Source organism: Kitasatospora sp. NPDC088742 (assembly GCF_055584905.1).
Genome location: NZ_JBVJLD010000028.1, coordinates 77,131 through 93,582, shown reverse-complemented (window position 1 = coordinate 93,582; position 16,452 = coordinate 77,131). Strand labels below are relative to the sequence as shown.

At 73.7% G+C, this 16,452-nt stretch carries 14 protein-coding genes and 1 pseudogene; 6 read left to right on the top strand and 9 right to left on the bottom strand.

Annotated features, from left to right (window positions below):
• Positions 1 to 482 precede the first annotated feature (482 nt).
• Positions 483 to 764: pseudogene (locus ACZ6ZR_RS22225) on the top strand (Scr1 family TA system antitoxin-like transcriptional regulator); the annotation flags it as partial.
• Between the two features lie 144 nt (positions 765 to 908).
• Entirely contained in the window at positions 909 to 1,859 is a 951-nt protein-coding gene (locus tag ACZ6ZR_RS22220) for a hypothetical protein (protein WP_465644857.1), read from the top strand.
• Between the two features lie 57 nt (positions 1,860 to 1,916).
• Here the strand turns inward: ACZ6ZR_RS22220 and ACZ6ZR_RS22215 are convergent, their stop codons facing one another.
• Positions 1,917 to 3,230, bottom strand: a complete 1,314-nt coding sequence (locus tag ACZ6ZR_RS22215; RefSeq protein WP_465644816.1) for a hypothetical protein — start codon at positions 3,228 to 3,230, stop codon at positions 1,917 to 1,919.
• A 200-nt stretch (positions 3,231 to 3,430) separates the two neighbouring features.
• Positions 3,431 to 5,452, bottom strand: a complete 2,022-nt coding sequence (locus ACZ6ZR_RS22210; RefSeq protein ID WP_465644814.1) for an APC family permease — start codon at positions 5,450 to 5,452, stop codon at positions 3,431 to 3,433.
• Positions 5,453 to 5,755: 303 nt separating this feature from the next.
• On the opposite strand from ACZ6ZR_RS22210, the gene ACZ6ZR_RS22205 reads away from it, so the two are divergent.
• On the top strand, positions 5,756 to 7,705 hold the full coding sequence (locus ACZ6ZR_RS22205) for a hypothetical protein (protein WP_465644812.1): 1,950 nt from the start codon (positions 5,756 to 5,758) through the stop codon (positions 7,703 to 7,705).
• A 6-nt stretch (positions 7,706 to 7,711) separates the two neighbouring features.
• Here ACZ6ZR_RS22205 and ACZ6ZR_RS22200 read toward each other — a convergent pair whose 3' ends face one another.
• Genes ACZ6ZR_RS22200 through ACZ6ZR_RS22190 form a run of 3 tightly spaced genes read right to left on the bottom strand, consistent with a single transcriptional unit; the run spans position 7,712 to position 11,081 of the window.
• On the bottom strand, positions 7,712 to 9,007 hold the full coding sequence (locus ACZ6ZR_RS22200; RefSeq protein ID WP_465644810.1) for an ABC transporter permease: 1,296 nt from the start codon (positions 9,005 to 9,007) through the stop codon (positions 7,712 to 7,714).
• Positions 9,004 to 9,699: an ABC transporter ATP-binding protein gene (locus ACZ6ZR_RS22195; RefSeq protein WP_465644808.1), complete on the bottom strand. Its 696-nt coding sequence runs from the start codon at positions 9,697 to 9,699 to the stop codon at positions 9,004 to 9,006. Before ACZ6ZR_RS22195 ends, ACZ6ZR_RS22200 begins: the two co-directional genes overlap by 4 nt.
• Entirely contained in the window at positions 9,696 to 11,081 is a 1,386-nt protein-coding gene (locus ACZ6ZR_RS22190; protein ID WP_465644806.1) for a peptidoglycan-binding protein, read from the bottom strand. The genes ACZ6ZR_RS22195 and ACZ6ZR_RS22190 overlap by 4 nt, the downstream gene beginning before the upstream one ends.
• 306 nt (positions 11,082 to 11,387) lie before the next feature.
• On the opposite strand from ACZ6ZR_RS22190, the gene ACZ6ZR_RS22185 reads away from it, so the two are divergent.
• Entirely contained in the window at positions 11,388 to 11,906 is a 519-nt protein-coding gene (locus ACZ6ZR_RS22185; protein ID WP_465644804.1) for a hypothetical protein, read from the top strand.
• A gap of 77 nt (positions 11,907 to 11,983) precedes the next feature.
• Positions 11,984 to 12,952: a hypothetical protein gene (locus tag ACZ6ZR_RS22180; RefSeq protein WP_465644802.1), complete on the top strand. Its 969-nt coding sequence runs from the start codon at positions 11,984 to 11,986 to the stop codon at positions 12,950 to 12,952.
• Positions 12,953 to 12,975: 23 nt separating this feature from the next.
• Here the strand turns inward: ACZ6ZR_RS22180 and ACZ6ZR_RS22175 are convergent, their stop codons facing one another.
• A complete protein-coding gene (locus tag ACZ6ZR_RS22175; RefSeq protein ID WP_465644800.1) occupies positions 12,976 to 13,233 on the bottom strand; it encodes a GlsB/YeaQ/YmgE family stress response membrane protein in 258 nt (85 codons plus the stop codon).
• 108 nt (positions 13,234 to 13,341) lie between these two features.
• Between ACZ6ZR_RS22175 and ACZ6ZR_RS22170 the strand changes: the two genes are divergently transcribed.
• On the top strand, positions 13,342 to 13,647 hold the full coding sequence (locus tag ACZ6ZR_RS22170) for a hypothetical protein (RefSeq protein WP_465644798.1): 306 nt from the start codon (positions 13,342 to 13,344) through the stop codon (positions 13,645 to 13,647).
• A gap of 20 nt (positions 13,648 to 13,667) precedes the next feature.
• Here the strand turns inward: ACZ6ZR_RS22170 and ACZ6ZR_RS22165 are convergent, their stop codons facing one another.
• From ACZ6ZR_RS22165 to ACZ6ZR_RS22155, 3 genes are all read right to left on the bottom strand, one after another.
• On the bottom strand, positions 13,668 to 14,348 hold the full coding sequence (locus ACZ6ZR_RS22165; protein WP_465644796.1) for a hypothetical protein: 681 nt from the start codon (positions 14,346 to 14,348) through the stop codon (positions 13,668 to 13,670).
• A 160-nt stretch (positions 14,349 to 14,508) separates the two neighbouring features.
• Positions 14,509 to 15,762 (bottom strand): MFS transporter, encoded by a 1,254-nt coding sequence (locus ACZ6ZR_RS22160; RefSeq protein ID WP_465644794.1) that lies wholly within the window; start codon positions 15,760 to 15,762, stop codon positions 14,509 to 14,511.
• Between the two features lie 125 nt (positions 15,763 to 15,887).
• Positions 15,888 to 16,388 carry a DUF389 domain-containing protein gene (locus ACZ6ZR_RS22155; RefSeq protein ID WP_465644792.1) on the bottom strand — a complete coding sequence of 167 codons (501 nt, stop codon included), beginning with the start codon at positions 16,386 to 16,388 and terminating at the stop codon, positions 15,888 to 15,890.
• Between the last annotated feature and the right edge of the window lie 64 nt (positions 16,389 to 16,452).

The following is a 16,452-nucleotide window of genomic DNA, read 5'->3' as shown; positions in this document are numbered from 1 at the left end:
TTGCGGCTGTGTCGTCCGCGAGGATCACCGCCATGTGTGTCTGCGCGTGCAAGCGTTCCCGTGCCTCGGCGTTGACGGATGCTCAGTTGTGCCTGGCGTCGGTGCCGCACGATCCGGCCCCGTGGGACGTGACCTACCGGTGGTTCCGGGCCTGGACGGCGGACGGTACCTGGGACCGGGTCCACGACACGCTGCGCGAGCGGGTAGCAGGCTTGCCAGTCGCGGCCTGGCGGCAGGCGGCGGGCGGCGGGCGGCGGGCGGCGGCGAGCTGGTCGCGGTGGGGGGCGAATGGTCAGGATGCGTCGCGCCGGTTCACTCGAACGAGCGAACTGGCCGGTGGCCGTGTCGGAGAGCGGCGGCACACGCAAGAATCATCCCGACCAAGATCCGCTTGCGGCCGGACATCGCCGCGTACCCCTGGTCAACCCTGCGACGAAAGGCTTCCATGAGTTGGCTCGATGTCCTGATCCACGTGACCTCGGTTGTCGGACCCTACGTCGGCCCGATCGCCGTGTGACGCGCCATGCTGCGGTGACCCGCCCGGGAAGCCATCACGCGGCCAGGCTGCGCGCAGTCCGGCCGGCTCCCGAGCGGGGGCTCGATCCCGTGCTCGTGGTGCCGGCCGACCTCGGGGCCGGCGCGCCGGCCACCCCGAAGAGGCGCACGCCCGGCAGGCGGCCAAGACCAGCGTCCGGCAGTCCCTCGACCCGACGCTGATTCCCGGTCTGCTCCAGACCCCGGAGTACGCCCGCGCGGCGCTCTCCCGGTTCTCCGTACTGCACCCCGGCAGCGCGTACCCGGAGCTGACGGGGTGTCAGGATGCCGACCTTCGGGGGGTGTCGGGGGTGGCGGCCGGTGTGCCAGGCTCGCTCGCGGTCTCATCGGAAACGATCACCAGGGATGTGCACATGCGAGAGTTCCGGCACCTGTTGGCCCGGCTGTTGACGGTCGTGGCGCTGGTACTCGGCGGGACGGCGGCCGTCGGCGTTCCGGTGGCCGCCGCCGTCCAGAGCGGCCCGACCCAGACGATCTGCGGCTACACACCGGTGCCCGCCGGGTGGGTGATCGTGAGTCAGACGGCGGCAGGGTGCGGCGGATACGGGCAGCGCACCATCGTGCAGCTGACCACCGAGACCACCGTCCAGGCCTGCTCCAACTCGCCGGTCCCGGAGCGGTGGGTGATCACGGCCATGCAGAACACCTCGGGCTGCGGCAGCTACCCGCTCTACTCGCTGCTGAGGATCACCGACCAGACCACCGTCACGGACTGCGCGCAGTCCGCGATCCTGCCGGGCTGGGTGATCACCGCGGTGCAGACGGCCGGCACCCCCTGCGGGACCTACGGCACCTACACCGTCACCCTCCAGACCGCGCCGACCACCTACCAGGCCTGCGGCCACTCCGCGATCGCGGACGGCTGGGTGATCACCGCGACGCAGAACAACGCCGGCTGCGGCAGCTACCCCCGGTACACCATGCTCAAGGTCACCGACCAGACGACCCTCACCGACTGCGCGCAGTCGGCCATCCAGCCGGGGTGGGTCGTGGTGTCGGTGCAGACCGCCAACACGCCCTGCGGGACCTACGGCACGTACGGCCTGGTCCGGATCACCGACCAGACCACCCTGCAGGCCTGCGGGAACTCCCCCGTCCCGGCCGGGTGGGTGGTGAGCTCGATCCGGACCGCCAACACCCCGTGCGGGCCGTACTGGGTCAACAGCCTGCTGCGGATCACCACCGAGACCAGCCTGACCGTCTGCGGCAACACCCCGCTGCCCGCCGGCTGGACCGTCACCGGCTCGGTGAACGGGAACTGGTGCGGGGTGCTGGTCATCCAGAGCATCAGGAGGATCGCCTGACCCGGCCGCTCGCCGTGGCCGTCCGGTCCGCCCCGCCCGGCCCGGGCTGACGGTGGCTCAGAGGTGGTGGGCGGGCGCGGCGGTGTCGGACCAGAGCCAGTCGATGGGGGTGTGCAGCTTCTTCAGGGCGTTGCGGCTCCTAGTCACGGTGGCGAGGGCGTCGGTGACGGCGGTGGGGAGCTCGGCGAGCTCGGCGGGGACGGGGACGCGCAGGACGAGGTGCTGCTTGCGGTGGGCGAGGAGGAGCTCGCCGGCGGGGGTGGCGTTGAGGAGGGTGAAGTTGGTCAGGGCCTTGAAGGGGGCCTCGGTGGTGCGCAGCGCGGCGCGCAGCGTGCCGTCGGCGGTCCAGGCGTAGAGGCCGTAGCGGTTGAGGTGGAAGGCGTGGGACCGGTACGGGTCGGTGACCACCTCGTAGTTGGCGCCGGTGTACGGGCTGTCCTGGTAGAGGTCGAGGCCGTCGAGCCGGCCGTGCACGGTGCCCCGCTCGTCGAGCAGGACGAAGGCGAAGCGCTGGCCCCGGCTGCCGGAGCGGTAGGTGCGGCCGAAGACGGGGACCACGTAGAGCTCGTCGGAGAGCGGGACGGGGCGGCGCAGGAAGGCGCGGTCCCAGTCGTACGCGGTGCCGCCGGCCAGCTCGGTCAGCTGCAGGCCGAGCGCGGGTGAGGGACGGTTGCCCTGGAACACCGGGGCGTCGCCGAACCGGACGTGCGGGCGGGCGTCCTCCTCCTCGGTCTGGCGGTCGGCGGAGGTCGCCAGGGTGGCGAAGGCGCGCAGGACGGGCCGGTGGCCCGGGGCGAGGGCCGCGCCGGGGTCGGTGACGGCGACCAGGTTGGGGAGCGGGACGCCCCAGTTCTCCAGCCGGCTCTCGCAGACCAGGGAGAGCAGGCGGCCGCCGGGGGTGACGGCGATCGAGGCGGCGAAGGGGTCGTCGGCCGGGCCGGTCTCCTTCTTGGTCCAGGAGTACGTCGACAGCTGCCAGCCGCCGAGCAGGCGGTCCAGTCCGGGGGTGAGCAGGTGGGTGTTGCCGGGCCGGGAGCTGAGGGCCAGCGTCCCGTCGGGGAGCACCGCGAGGTTGGACTCGTTGCCCCAGCTGATGGTCGAGGGCGTGCCGCCCGGGACCTCGTAGGGGATGACGGCGGTCGCGACGGTGGCGCCGTCCGGGGCGTGACGGGTGATCAGCTGGAGCGTGAAGCCCCGTCCGCCGTCCTTCGCGCGGCGCCGGTCGTGCCGCCACAGGCCGCTCAGCACGTAGGTGTCGCCGTCGCCGGTGCCGACCGCGTGCCGCAGCTCGTGGCCCCAGTCGTCAGTCGCGGGGTCGAGCCCGAGCGACTCGACCAGGGAGGCGGGCACGGTGATCGGAAAGAGCGTCATGACCGCCATCCTGTCCCACCGTTGTGACAGCCCCGCCGCCCGGGGTGGCGCGGGGGGCCGCCGTATACTTCTGCGGCTCGGCGGCCCCGGGGCGGCGGGCGCGGAACGACACGGGGGCCTGACGGTCCGACAGCCCGGTCCGACAGCCTGCGGTCCGGCGTCCCGGGGCGGCCCTCACGGCCGCCCCGGGGCACCGCGGTTCAGGCGCCGACGTGGATGCCGGGGCGGCGGTCCGGGTCTGGCTCGTTGCGGCGGATGATCTCGTGGGTGACGGGGGCGGTGTCGCCCCGGCCGAGCAGGAAGTACCGGAGCATGTGCTTGAGCGGGCTGCCCTCCGCCCAGGCGAAGTAGCAGTGCGGCCGGACGCCGGTGGCGTCGCGCAGGGCGAGCAGGACGGCGGCGATGGCGTTCGGCGCGGCCGGGGCCTCCGCGCGCAGGACCCGGTAGCCGTCGACCTCGACGCCCCGCACGTACAGGGTGTCGCTGAACTCGGAGGGGTCGACCACCTCGATCTCCAGGAACAGCACGTCCGCGCTGCCCGGCACCGGGTTGTCGCCGCGCTGCTCGCGCTCCTTGAACGCGTACTCGGCCGCGTCCCCGGCGCTGCGGCGGTTGGTGATGATGTTGATCGCGTTGTCGTGCGCCAGGGTGTCGGTGACGAACTGACGGGCCGTCGGGTCGAAGGCGATGCTGTCGGCGCGCAGCTCGGTGGTGCGGGAGATCCGGGAGACCAGCGACACCAGCACGATGCCGAGGATGAAGGCGCCGGAGATGGTGATGCCGTCGGGCTTGTCGACGATGTTGGCGACCAGCGCGTACAGCAGCACGGCGGTGAGCGCGGCGAAGCCGGCGGTGGCCCCGCGGCGGCGCCGGCGCAGGGCGGAGACGGTGACCGCGAACGCGCCGGAGACCATCATCGCCAGCACGCCGGTGGCGTACGCGCCGGCCTGGGCGTTGACGTCGGCGTCGAAGACGAAGGTGATGACGATGCAGAGCGCCGTGTAGACCAGCACCACCGGCCGCACCGCGCGGCCCCACTCGGGGGCCATCCCGTAGTCCGGCAGGTAGCGCGGCACGATGTTGACCAGTCCGGCCATGGCCGAGGCACCGGCGAACCAGAGGATCAGGATGGTGCTGATGTCGTACGCGGTGCCGAAGGCCTCGCCGACCTGCTCGTGGGCCAGCCAGGCGAGGGCGCGCCCGTTGGCGCCGCCGCCGGGCTCGAACTCCCGGTGCGGGATCAGTACGGTGGTGACGAAGCTGGCGGCCAGCAGGTAGACGCTCATCACGGCCGCGGCGGTGGTGAGCAGCTTGCGGGTGTTGCGGATCCGGGAGTGCAGGCGCTCGGTCTCGTCCTCCCCCTCGGCGGCGACCAGCGGCATCATGCTGACCCCGGTCTCGAAGCCGGAGAGTCCCAGCACCAGCAACGGGAAGGCGAGCAGCGCGGGTTGGACCAGCCCGCCGAGGCCGCCGCCGCCTTCGGTCAACGCGTGGGTCCAGGCCGACCAGGCGCCGGGGGTGGTGACCACCTCCACCACTCCGGCGCCGATGGTGATCGCGTTGAGCAGCAGGAAGACCGCCACCAGCGGGATGGCCACCTTGACGGCCTCGCTGAACCCGAGCAGGAACACCCCGCCCAGCAGGAGCAGCAGGCCGACGGTCAGGGCGACTTCGTGGCCGTGCAGCGCGCCGGTGAGGTACGGGTTCTCCACCAGGTGGACGGAGGCGTCCGCGGCGGAGAGCGTGATGGTGACGATCCAGGAGGTCGCGACGAAGCCGAGCAGCACCAGCACGAACAGCTTGCCGCGCCAGAACGGCAGCAGGTCCTCCAGCATCGCCACCGACCCGGCGCCGCCGGGGCTCTCCTTCGCCACCCGGCGGTACATCGGCAGCATGCCGACCAGGGTCAGCAGCACCAGGATCAGGGTCGCCAGCGGCGAGACCGCGCCCGCGGCGAGGGCGGCGATGGCCGGGACGTAGGCCAGGCTGGAGAAGTAGTCCACCCCGGTCAGGCACATGACCTTCCACCAGGCCTGCGGCTCCGTGTGCCCCTCGGCCGCCGCCGGGCCGACCGGCTGGACGCGGTACTTCAACAGCCAGCGGGCGGCGGCACCCTGGGGCTGCGCCCGCTTGGCCGGGCTCTCCACCACCGCCGGGACCGCGTGCTCGGGCTCCGGCTCCGCCTGTTCGGGTACCGCTGCCTGTTCAGCCGTGTTGCTCATGCCCGCCCCTCCGTCACCAACCGTCCCACCGTCTCGGCCGTCGGCGGGTGACCGCGTCACGATCGGCGCAATCATGAAGCATGACCGGAACACCCGAGCGCCCGGGGTGGGTGACGGGACGTCAACGCACCGGCTCGGCACCGCCGGGGACGTACCGTCGACCACCTGCCTCACCCCGCCCGACCTGCTCCTTCCCGCTCATCGCCCGCCTACCCCCGTGGCGGGGTCCGACACCACCGGGGCCGGCTCCACTTCCCGGAAAGCCCGTCCGTACTCCCGGACTTGGCGGGCACAATGGGGGCCATGCGGACCTCGGACATACGCGCCTTCACCCACCGTCAGCTCGACGGCTGGACCGACGGGTTCAACGGTGACCCGCACGGCGAGCGGTATCGGCGTGTCACCCGGCCGGTACTGGAGCCCACCGAGGAGCTCGCCGCGCTGGTCGCCGCCAGGACCACCGACCCGGTCACCCGGGCCGGCGTGTACGTCAGCGCGCTGCTGACCTACGGCTGGACCCGGCAGCGGCTGGCCGCCCTGGGAGTCGACGCCGCCCTGCTGGACGTCGGCGAAGCGGCCCGGCTGCACCTCAACCAGGCGGGCCGCTTCCCGGCCGGGGCCGCCGCCCGGGCCGCGCTGATCGACGAGTGCTGGGCGGTCCTCGGCGGTCACCTGCGGCCGGAGGAGCGGAGCGGGTACCTGGCCGCGGTGGCCGCGCGCCGGCCCGGCTTCGGCACCCCCGCCACGGTCCGGCGGCTGATCGCCGACCTGGACTCCGAGGACGAGCTCGTGCTCATCCACGCAGTCACGGCCCTCGGCGTCCTCCGCGCCGCCGAGGCGGTCGAGCCCCTCCTCGCCACCCTGGCCCGGCTGCTCCGCGCCGAAGGACCGCTCTCCCACCTGACGCACCGTCTCCGTCTCACCGTGCCGCCGATGTTGACCCCGGCACACCTCCCGCTCGTCCTGCCCTGGCTCACCGGACCCGAACCGGGGTCCCGCACCTGGGACGGGGACAGCCGGACCGGGGAGAGGGACCGGTTCCGCCGGAACATCGCCGAGTTCCTCCGCCCCTTCGACGACCCCGGTGCCCGCGCCGCCGTCGAGCGGTACGACGCCGAGGTCGAGCGGGCGGACCGCGCCCGGCTGAGCGGGATCGCCGGGGAGCAAGTGCCCGAGGAGCGGGCCGCGTTCGTCCGCTGGCTGATCGACCGGGTCGCCGAGACGCCGCTCCAGGGCGCGTACATCAAGGCGCTGGGGGCGTACGGTGACGCCTCCGCCCTACCCGTGCTGACCGTCGCCCTCGGCCACGAGCACGGGGCGGTGCAGGCCCGCGCCGACCACGCCATCCAGCTGATCGGCGGGCGGGCGGCCCGCCGCGAGGCCGTCCTCGCCGTGCTCCGCGACCCGGCCGCCGCGCACCGCCGGGCGGCCTACGCCGCCGGCCGGCTGGGGCTCGCCGAGGCCGTCCCCGACCTGATCGCCGTGCTGCGCGGCCGGTACCGGGAGGCCCACGAAGCCGCCGTCACCTCGCTCGCCCGGCTCGGCGCCGTCGAGGCCGTCCCCGCGATCCTCGCGCTCCCGCTGACGAAGACGATCGGGCACCGCGACGAGCTGGTCCCCCGGCTGACCGCCCTGCGCCGGCTCGGCCCCCTCCCGGGCACCGACCCGGCGCCGCTGGAGGAGTTCGCGCTCGACGCGATCCGCCGCACTCCCCCGACCAGCCTCCGCACGGGCGCCGCGGTGCGCGACCTCGCCACCGACGTCCTGGCGCTCTGCGACTCGCCGCGCGCGACCGACCTGGTGGTGCAGACCCTGGTGCACGGGACCGTCCGGGCCTCGCTGGTACGCCCGTTGGCCGAACGCGGCGACCCCGCTCTGGTCCACCTGATGGCCCATCTGGTCGACCACGCGCCCGACCGCAGGATCCGGCGGCTGGCCACCGAGGGCATCCTGCGCGCCGCCCGTCACCCGGCGGTGGACCCCGACCGGCTGGAGACCCAGGTGGCCCGGCTGGCCGACGCCACCACCCGGGCCTGGCTCGAACCGCGGCTCCCGGAGCGGCCCGGCCGGCTGCGGCGCCTGTGCGAGGTCACCCACCACCGGGAGCCCCGGGCCCGCGCACAGGCCGTCAGATCGCTGGCGCTGCTCGGCGGTCCGGAGGCACTGAAGCTGATCGAGGCGATGCGGGACGACCCCAGCCGGCACGTCCGCGCCTGCGTCGAGGGGGCGCTGCGCCACCACACCCGCGCCTGAGCGGGCTCAGCGGCGCAGCGCCTCGGCCGGGGCGATCCGGGAGGCGCGCCAGGCCGGGTAGAGGCCGGCGACCAGGCCCGTGACCAGGCCGATGACCGGGGCCGAGACGACGGTGGCGGGGTCGATGACCGGGGTCCAGTCCCGGGCCAGAGCGACGCCGAGGACGGTGAGGACGCCGATCGTGGTGCCGACCAGTCCGCCGAGCAGCCCCAAGGTCGCCGACTCGGTGAGGAATTGGCCCGTGATGTGCCGGCCCCTGGCCCCGAGCGCCCGGCGCAGGCCGATCTCCCCGGTCCGCTCCAGGACGGCGACCAGGGTGGTGTTGGCGATGCCGATCGAGCCGATGACGAGGCAGATCGCGGAGAGCAGCAGGAAGAGCTGGTCCAGGTCCGAGCTCACGTTGGAGCGCAGCGACCTCGGGTCCGGCGGCGGGACTGCCTTGAAGCGGTCCGGGTGGGTCGGGTCCAGCGCGAGCGCCGCCTCGTCGGCGACCTGCTGGGCGGCGCCGATCCTGGTGGAGACCAGCATCTTGGCGCGGTCGCCCTTGGGTTCGCCCCAGAGCCGCAGCGCGGTGCCCTGCGGGACGGTGACCGAGAGCAGCAGGTCCGGCTTGCGCTCCACGCCGTCCATGATGCCGACGACCAGGAACGGGCGGCCGTCGACGAACACCGCGGGCTGGGTCTCCAGCGTGGTGATGCCGAGCCGTGCGGCCAGGGCCGAGCCGATCACCGCGACCTCCTGGCCGCTGCTGTCGTGCCAGGCGTCGAAGGCCCGGCCCTGGACCAGGTGCGGGGCGGCCGCCGCCAGAGCGCCGGCCGAGGCGGCGACCACCGGGACCTGTTCGCCGCCGGCCGGACGGCCGACCGGGGCGGCGCGCACGGCGGCGTCGGGGAACCTGACGTTCCAGAAGGTGCCGCCGGCCTCGACGCCGTTGAGGCGCTGGATGCGGGCGTCGGCGTCGCGGGGGAAGGAGAGCGGCACCAGGTCGGGGCGGCTGCCGCCGGTGTCCTCGACCGTCACCTCGGTGGCGCTGAGCAGGTTGAACCGCGCGTCGATCTGCGAGCTGGTGGTCGCGGTCAGGCCGAGCACCGCGACGAAGGTGCCGACACCGAGGACGGTGCCGACGGCGGTGAGCGCCGAGCGGGCGGGGCGCTGCAGGATGCCGGCCAGGGCCTCCGAGAGCAGGTCCCGCAGCCTGAGCCGTGAGGGCTCGACGGGGCGCGAGGGCTTGACGGGAGCGGACGGCCGGGGGCGACGACGCGTCAGGCGGCGCCCCGCCGTCAGGGGCTGAGGGTCCGTCATGCCGGCACCGCCTCGGTCAGGACGCCGTCGCGGATCGCGACCGTGCGCGACGCGCGGGCGGCCACCTGCGGGTCGTGGGTGATCAGGACGACGGTCATCCCGTCGCGGTTGAGCTGCTCGACCAGGGCGAGGACGGACTCGGCGGTGGCGGAGTCCAGGTTGCCGGTCGGTTCGTCGCAGAGCAGCAGGCTGGGCCGGGAGACCAACGCCCTTGCGATGGCAACGCGTTGGCGTTCACCGCCGGAGAGGCGGGTGGGCAGGGCGTCCAGCCGGTGGCCGAGGCCGACGGTCTCCAGCGCCTCGCGGGCCAGGGCCCGCCGCGCGGCCGCCTCACGGCGCCCCCGGCCGGGGGTGTAGAGGCAGGCCAGGGCGACGTTCTCGGTGGCGCTGCGGTGCGGGAGCAGGTGGAAGGACTGGAAGACGAAGCCGATCTCCCGCCCGCGCAGGGCGGTGCGGTCCCGCTCGGAGAGTGCGGCGGTGTCGAGGCCGTTCAGCAGGTAGCGGCCGCCGGTCGGGCGGTCCAGCAGCCCGGCGATGTTCAGGAAGGTCGACTTGCCGGAGCCGGACGGGCCGACCACCGCGACGAAGTCGCCGCGTCCCACGGTGAGGTCGCAGGCGTGCAGCGCCGTGACCGGCGGCGGGCCCGGGTAGGTGAGCCCGACCTGCTCGAACTCCACGACGGGGGCGCTCACTTGGCGCCCGCCGCAGGGGTGTTGCCGGCGCTGCGGACACCGACGATCACCTGGTCGCCCTCCTTGACCGTGCCCTCGGCGACCGGCCGCACCTCGGCGCTGCCACCGCCGACCGTGCCCGGGGTCACCTCGACCCGGCGGCGCTGGCCGTTCTCCAGCACGGTGAGCACGGTGCGGCCGTCGGCGGCGGCCGTGATGGCGGAGACCGGGACCACCAGGACCGGGCCCGGGGACGAGGCCGCCACGATGGTCAACCGGACGTCCTGGCCCGCGAGTCGGGGATCCAGCGCGGTGTCCGGGTCGACCACCAGGCCGAAGCCGGCCGGGCCCGCGGCCGGGCCGCCGGCCGGGGCGGCCTGCCCCGGGGCGGCGGGGTCGACGCCCTGCTGGGCGGCACTGGCGGAGTCGGCGATGCTCGTCACGGTGGCGCCCGCCTTGTCGCCGGTCAGCTCGGAGAGGATCTCCACCTTCTGCCCGGCGTGCACCAGCCCCCGGTCCGCCTGGCCGAGCCGGCCCTGGACGACCAGGGCGCCCGCCGACAGCGTGAGGATCCGGCCGGAGGGGACCGCGCCGACCCGGGCGGCCACGCTCTCCACCCGGGCGGGGAAGCCCGGGAGGTAGACGATCTCGCCGGAGGGGACCATCGGGCCGTTCTCCGCCTTCACCTTGGCGAGGCGGGCCTGGAGCCGGGCCAGGTCCTCGGTGGCGCGCTCGACCTGCTTGGTCGCGGAGGTGGGCGTGGAGGTGGGCGTCGGACCTGCGGCGGGGCCTGCGGCCGCGGCCTCCTTGGCGTCGGCGAGGGCCCGCTGCCCGGAGGTGACGGCCTCCTCGGCGGCGGTCACCTGGGCCGCGCCGTCCGTGCCGACGGACTGCGGGTCGTAGCCGTGGGCGCGGTAGAAGGCGGTGACGGCCTCCTTGGTGGCCTCGCCGAAGGTGCCCGCGCGGTCCCCGTCCGAGGAGAAGCCGAGCGCCTTGAGGGCGGTCTGCAGCTGGGCCACGTCCTGGCCCGTGGTGCCGGGCTTGAGGTCGCGGTAGACGGGCAGTTCGCCCTGGAGCGGGAAGACGGGCCGGCCGGCCACCTCCACCACCGGCTCGCCGGCGGTGACCTGGGCCCCGGGCCTGACGGGGAGTTTGGTGACCACGGCCGAGCCGCCGCCCGCACCGGCGCTGACCGGCATCACGTCGACGGACCGGGCGGCGGTGACCTGGCCACGGGTGATCACGGTGGAGGTCAGCACCTGCCGCTCGACCCGGGCGGTCAGGACGTCGGCCGGCGGCGGACCGGTCTCGGCGGCGGCCTGGGCCGGGGACTTGACCAGCAGGGAGGCGCCCACCCCCGCGCCGCTCAGCAGCACGGACAGGGCAGCCGTGGCGACGACCACCGATCGTCTGGATACACGTGCAGTCACGGCTTCCTCAACCAAATGTCCGAATTGACGGTTACGTTCGCACCCAGAGTGATATTCCCGGCCTGCGCAATCGCCCCATATGAGCAGGAGCGGGCGGCCGTTGCAAGTTCACACCGGGGGGCCGGGATGTGACATGACGCACGCTTGACTCCAATCGGTTCGGTGACGAATGATTCGCCGTGCACCGGCATCTGACCGGAGGGGGGCTGACCACAGGCGCCCCCGTGGAAGCGCCCGGCTGAATTATCGCCGCGGCACGAAAAGCGAAGGATTTGCCGCATGAAGCGGAAGCTGGGAAGACTGCGTTCCCTCGGACTGGCGGCAGCGGGTATCGGGGCGGTCGTCGCCCCCGTGGTGACGGCCTCACCGGCCGGCGCGGTGACCACCTACAACGTCTCGGACAACTGTGACACCAACACGAACGCGGACTGCCGCACCGGGACGAACGTGCTGATCGTCCACTACAACAGCGTCGACGCCAACGGCTGGACCACCAGCGGCCGCGCCTCGTTCCTGGGCAACGTCTCGGACTACGCGGGGACCTACTACTCCCCCAACGGCGCCATCGCCTACTACTACTCCTACGTCTTCGGCAACGGCGGGAACGGCTCCGGCCAGGCGGTCAAGAACAATGCCGCCTCGGTGCTCGCCTGCAGCTCGACCGCCAATTACCGGGTGTACTACAACTCCGCCTATCAGGGCCATTCCCAGTACATCAGCGGCGACTGGGGCTGCAACAACGGCGTGAACCTGGATTCCACCCTGAAGAACGAGAACGCCTCCCAGCACTGGGGCTGATTTCCCGGAAAAAGGATTCGGGCATGCGGGCCGCCGCATGCCCGAATCCTCCACCACCCTCACGAATAGGAAAACACGTGACCACCACCTCGGGCCCGCGCGCCGGACGCCCCGCCGCCGCCACCCTGGCGGCCGTCCTGGCCGGCGCCGCCCTCCTCGGCCTGAGCGCCTGCTCCTCCTCCACCAACCCGACCGTCGCCCCGGCCGTCGGTACGGCTGGCGCGGCCGCGGAGCAGGGCAGCCGGCCGGCGCCCGAGGCGGTCCCGCAGAGCGGTCTGGCCAAGGGCCTGTCCCTGCCGCTGGCCGCCTACATGCAGACCCACCCGGAGTCGCGGACCATCCAGAGCGCGGTCTTCCAGATGGAGCGCGACTGCATGGCACGGTTCGGCTTCAGCTACGACCCCAAGCTCACCAGCGGCTCGGCGCCGAGCTACGACGACACCAACATGCCCCGCCGCTACGGCATCACCGACCGCCGCACCGCCGAGCAGTACGGCTACGGCCTCGGCGACGAGTCCTTCACCCCGCCGCCCTCCCCCGTCCTCACCCCCGCCATGGTGGCGGTGTTCACCGGCCGGGTGGAGATGAAGCCCGGCGCCGCGAAGGCGCCCGAGGTCTACAACGGGCTCGCCGTGCCGGCGGACGGCTGCCAGGGCGAGGCCGTCGAGAAGATCGGCTCCCGGATCGACACCACCCTGGTCAGCCGGCTGGACGCCGAGAGCCTGGACAAGTCCCAGCAGGACCCGGCCGTCCAGGACGTCATCCGCCGGTGGTCCGCCTGCATGGCCGGCAAGGGCTACACCGTCTCCGAGCCGTACGACGCCGTGAACCTCGCCGGCGGCGCGTCCGGTGCCGGAGCGGCCGCCGTCGCGGTGGCCCTGGCCGACATCGACTGCAAGGACCAGACCTCCCTGGTCGCAACCTGGTTCAAGGTCGACTCCGACATCCAGCGCGGCATGATCGAGCGCAACCAGCTCGCCCTGAAGGACACCCGCGAGCGGGTCACCGCCGCCGTGAAGCGCGCCACCCAGCTCGTCGGCCACTGACCCGCGCCGAGCTTGACGGGCCGTCAGCCGCGGCGGGACCAGACCGGGGTGACCACGGCGATCAGCACCGCCGCGACACCGATCTGCAGGAAGTGCCGGATCCAGTCGATGCCACCGGTGTCCCGCACGCCGAGCGCGCTCGCGAGGGCGTTGCCGGCCAGGCCGCCGACCACGCCGAGGACCACCGTCAGCCAGAGCGGGATCGGCTGGCGGCCGGGCAGGACGAGCTTGGCCAGCAGGCCGATGACCAGGCCGGCGATGACGGCCCACAGGAACGACATGGGTGAACTCCCTTGTCCGGTCGGGTGCCTCGCGCGGTCGGCGCGGGCCGTTTCGTTCCTCTTGCCCCGGATTCGGGAAGCGAACCGCACGACCGGTAGCCTGCGGACATGTCGGTCAACATCGATCTCCACTTCACCGTCTCCCGCCTCACCGACCCCGCGCAGGCCGAGGCCGTCGCCGAGTCCATCGGCGAACTGCTGCGCGACGAGGGCTTCGAGGGCCAGATCAGCTACGGCGCGGTCCGCGACGACGGCGTCGACCACGTCTCGGGCGAGTCGAAGTTCCCGATCAGCATCAGCGGCTTCGGCCGCTGGCAGCCGTACTTCGAGAGCTCGTTCGCGTCCGCCGTCGCCGAGGTCGCCCCCGACGCCGAGGTCTCCATCGACTGGGGCTACCCCGACGAGGAGTACTGAGGCGGCGCGCTGGCGACCGGTCAGGAGAGCTCGGGGTCGGTGTGCGCCGGGGTCCGGTCGGCCGCCTTGAGGCAGGCGATCACCCGCTCGTGGGTGTCACCGACCCGGTCGGTGACCTGGACCCGGATGTAGACCTCGTCGATGACCCGCATCGCGGCCTCGGTGAACCAGCCCAGGAAGCAGAACCCCTGCGCCTGGATCGGGATGCCGGCCGCGTTGACGGCCAGCATGAAGTCCTTGCGCAGCTCCAGACCGGCCCCGACGATCACCGCGATCGCCTCCTGGGGCGTGCCCCAGCCGCTCTCCGGCCGCGGCAGTGCGTCGGGCGGGGCGTCCGGAGGCGCGGGCAGGAAGGTCACCAGGTAGGCGATCTCGGTGACCACGGCCACGTCCTCGGCGGCGTTGGTCAGTTCACAGGCCCAGGCCCGCTGCCCGAACGGCGCCATGCCGTCCACCGCCCGGCCGGTGTGGCCGAGTGCGGGCCGGACCGTCCGGGCGTACTGGGCCCGGGCCAGCGAGGCCCCGACGGCGGCCAGCGCGGCGGTGGTGGCACTCTGGATGTCCAGCAGCTTCAGCCGCCACGGCCAGCTCTGCTGCACCGGCTCCGCCAGGTTGTCCCGGAGCACGCTGTAGACCAGCAGCGCCAACGCGACCGCGGCGGCCGCGTTCAGCAGCCTGGACAGCAGGGTGTTCCGGCGCACGACTCTCTGCTTGCTCTCCATCAAGCCCCCCGGCGTCGATTCTAGGCGCCAGGCTGGAGCTCCGGAAGAAGTCAACTACCGCCTCTGCTGGCGGGGTTGGGTTGGTCACAGGGCGGGCGGAACGTCCTTCCGGCCCGGGCGCCGGTGGGGTGACGGACCCTCAGGTGCCCGGCACCCGCCGGAGCTCGCGCACCGGCCGGATCAGCAGCAGCGCCGCCGCGACCACCAGCCCGGCCGTCCCGACCGCCCCGAGCACGGCCTTCGGGCCGAAGGCCGCGGCGGCCGGGCCGGCCAGCGCACTGCCGATCGGCAGCATGCAGACCGAGCCGGCCACGTCGTAGGCGTGGATCCGGTTCAACACCTCCCGTGGCACCTGGGTCTGCACGCTGGTGGCCCACATGACGCCCCAGAAGGTGACGCCGGTGCCGACCAGCGCCTGGGCGGCGGCCAGCGCCGGCACCCCCCAGCCCAGCACGATCCCGAGCGGGTAGAGCGGGAAGGCCAGCAGCGCCAGGGCGCCCGCGGCCAGCGGCCGCACCGGCTTGAGCCGCATCGCCAGCAGCCCGCCGCACACCGTCCCGACCGCCAGCGCGCAGGTGACCAGGCCGAACAGCGCGGACCCGTACGCGGGGACCAGCACCCCCGCCGCCACCGGCAGCAGCGGGCCGGTCGAGAACAGCGTGTAGAACATCCAGACCACGATCGTGCCCCACAGCCAGGCCCGGGCGCGGAACTCGTGCCAGCCCGTCAGCAGGTTCCGCCAGAGGCTGTCGCCGGGCGGCGGCGCGGCGGGCGGAGCCAGCCGCAGCGCGGTCAGGCCGCAGGCGCTCACCCCGTACGTGACGGCCGCCAGCACCATCACCCAGCCGGTCGCGGCGGCGCCGACCAGCAGGCCCGCCAGGGCCGGCCCGAGCAGTGCCGTCACCGCCTCCGAGGCGCGCAGCACCCCGTTCGCCCCCTGCACGTCCCGGGCCACCTGCGGGACGGTGGAGGCGGCGCCCGGCTGGAACATCGCGGCGGCGCCACCGGCCACCGCCATCAGCGCGTACAACTGCCAGAGCCGCTCGACCCCTTGGAAGAACAGCACCGCCATCAGCACCCGGACCACCAGGTTCACCAGATCGGCGCCGATCATCATCCGGCGGGCGGTGAACCGGTCCGCGAGCACCCCGCCGAACAGCACCAGCCCAGCGAACGGCGCCGTCATGCAGCCCAGCGCCAGCCCGACGCTGCCCAGGCCGTGGCCCGCCCCGATCAGCCCGGCGGAGACCGCCACCGGCAGCATGGTGTGCCCGAGCAGGCCGGCGCTGCGGGCGGTGAAGTAGTACCGGAAGTTCCGGGACCAGATGGCCGGCCCGAGCGGAACGGCGGCGGGGTCGAAGAGCGGGGGCTGCTGGAGCCCGGATTGCGTCACGGGAAGCAGTCTTGGCGTCCCCCGCCCGGAATTCCAGTCGCAACGAGCGCCGAACCGCCCCTCGCCGCAAACTGACCGAACCCGACCGAACCCGACCGGCAGTGCCTTCCGGGCCGGACGGCCCGTCAGCGGCCCACCCGGCCGGCCTCGATGCGGCGTCCCCCGCCCGGCAGCACGGCCGCCGCGTCCTTGCGGGCCGGCGCGACCGCCCCGGCGAAGCCCGTGGCGAGCGCCGCCGCCAGGTCCAGCAGCCCCGGGGAGGTCCGGCCCGCGACCTGAGGATCCGACAGCAGGTCGTAGGAGGCCGGAACCGCCGGCGAGGCCAGCGCGCCGATCCCCACCACCAGCACCACGCCGGCCAGCACGAACCGTACCGCCGTACCGCTGCCGCCCCGGACCGCGCCGAGCGCGACGCCCGTGATCGGCGTCGACAGCGGGGCGATGATCATCGCCCAGATCACCGTCGCCGTGGAGTCCGTCAGCACCCCGCACGCCGCGATCACCGCCGACAGCACCAGCATCACCCAGAACGCCGACTGCTTCGCCCGCGCGTCACCGTCCGTCAGGTCGAGGTCCGCCCGCAGCTCGGCCGGCGTACGGCGCTGACGCTCCGGCAGAACCCACACCCGCACCTCCCCGCCACCGACCGTCCGAGCAGTCTCCGCCACCCCGCGGGCCCGCCCGGGCAGC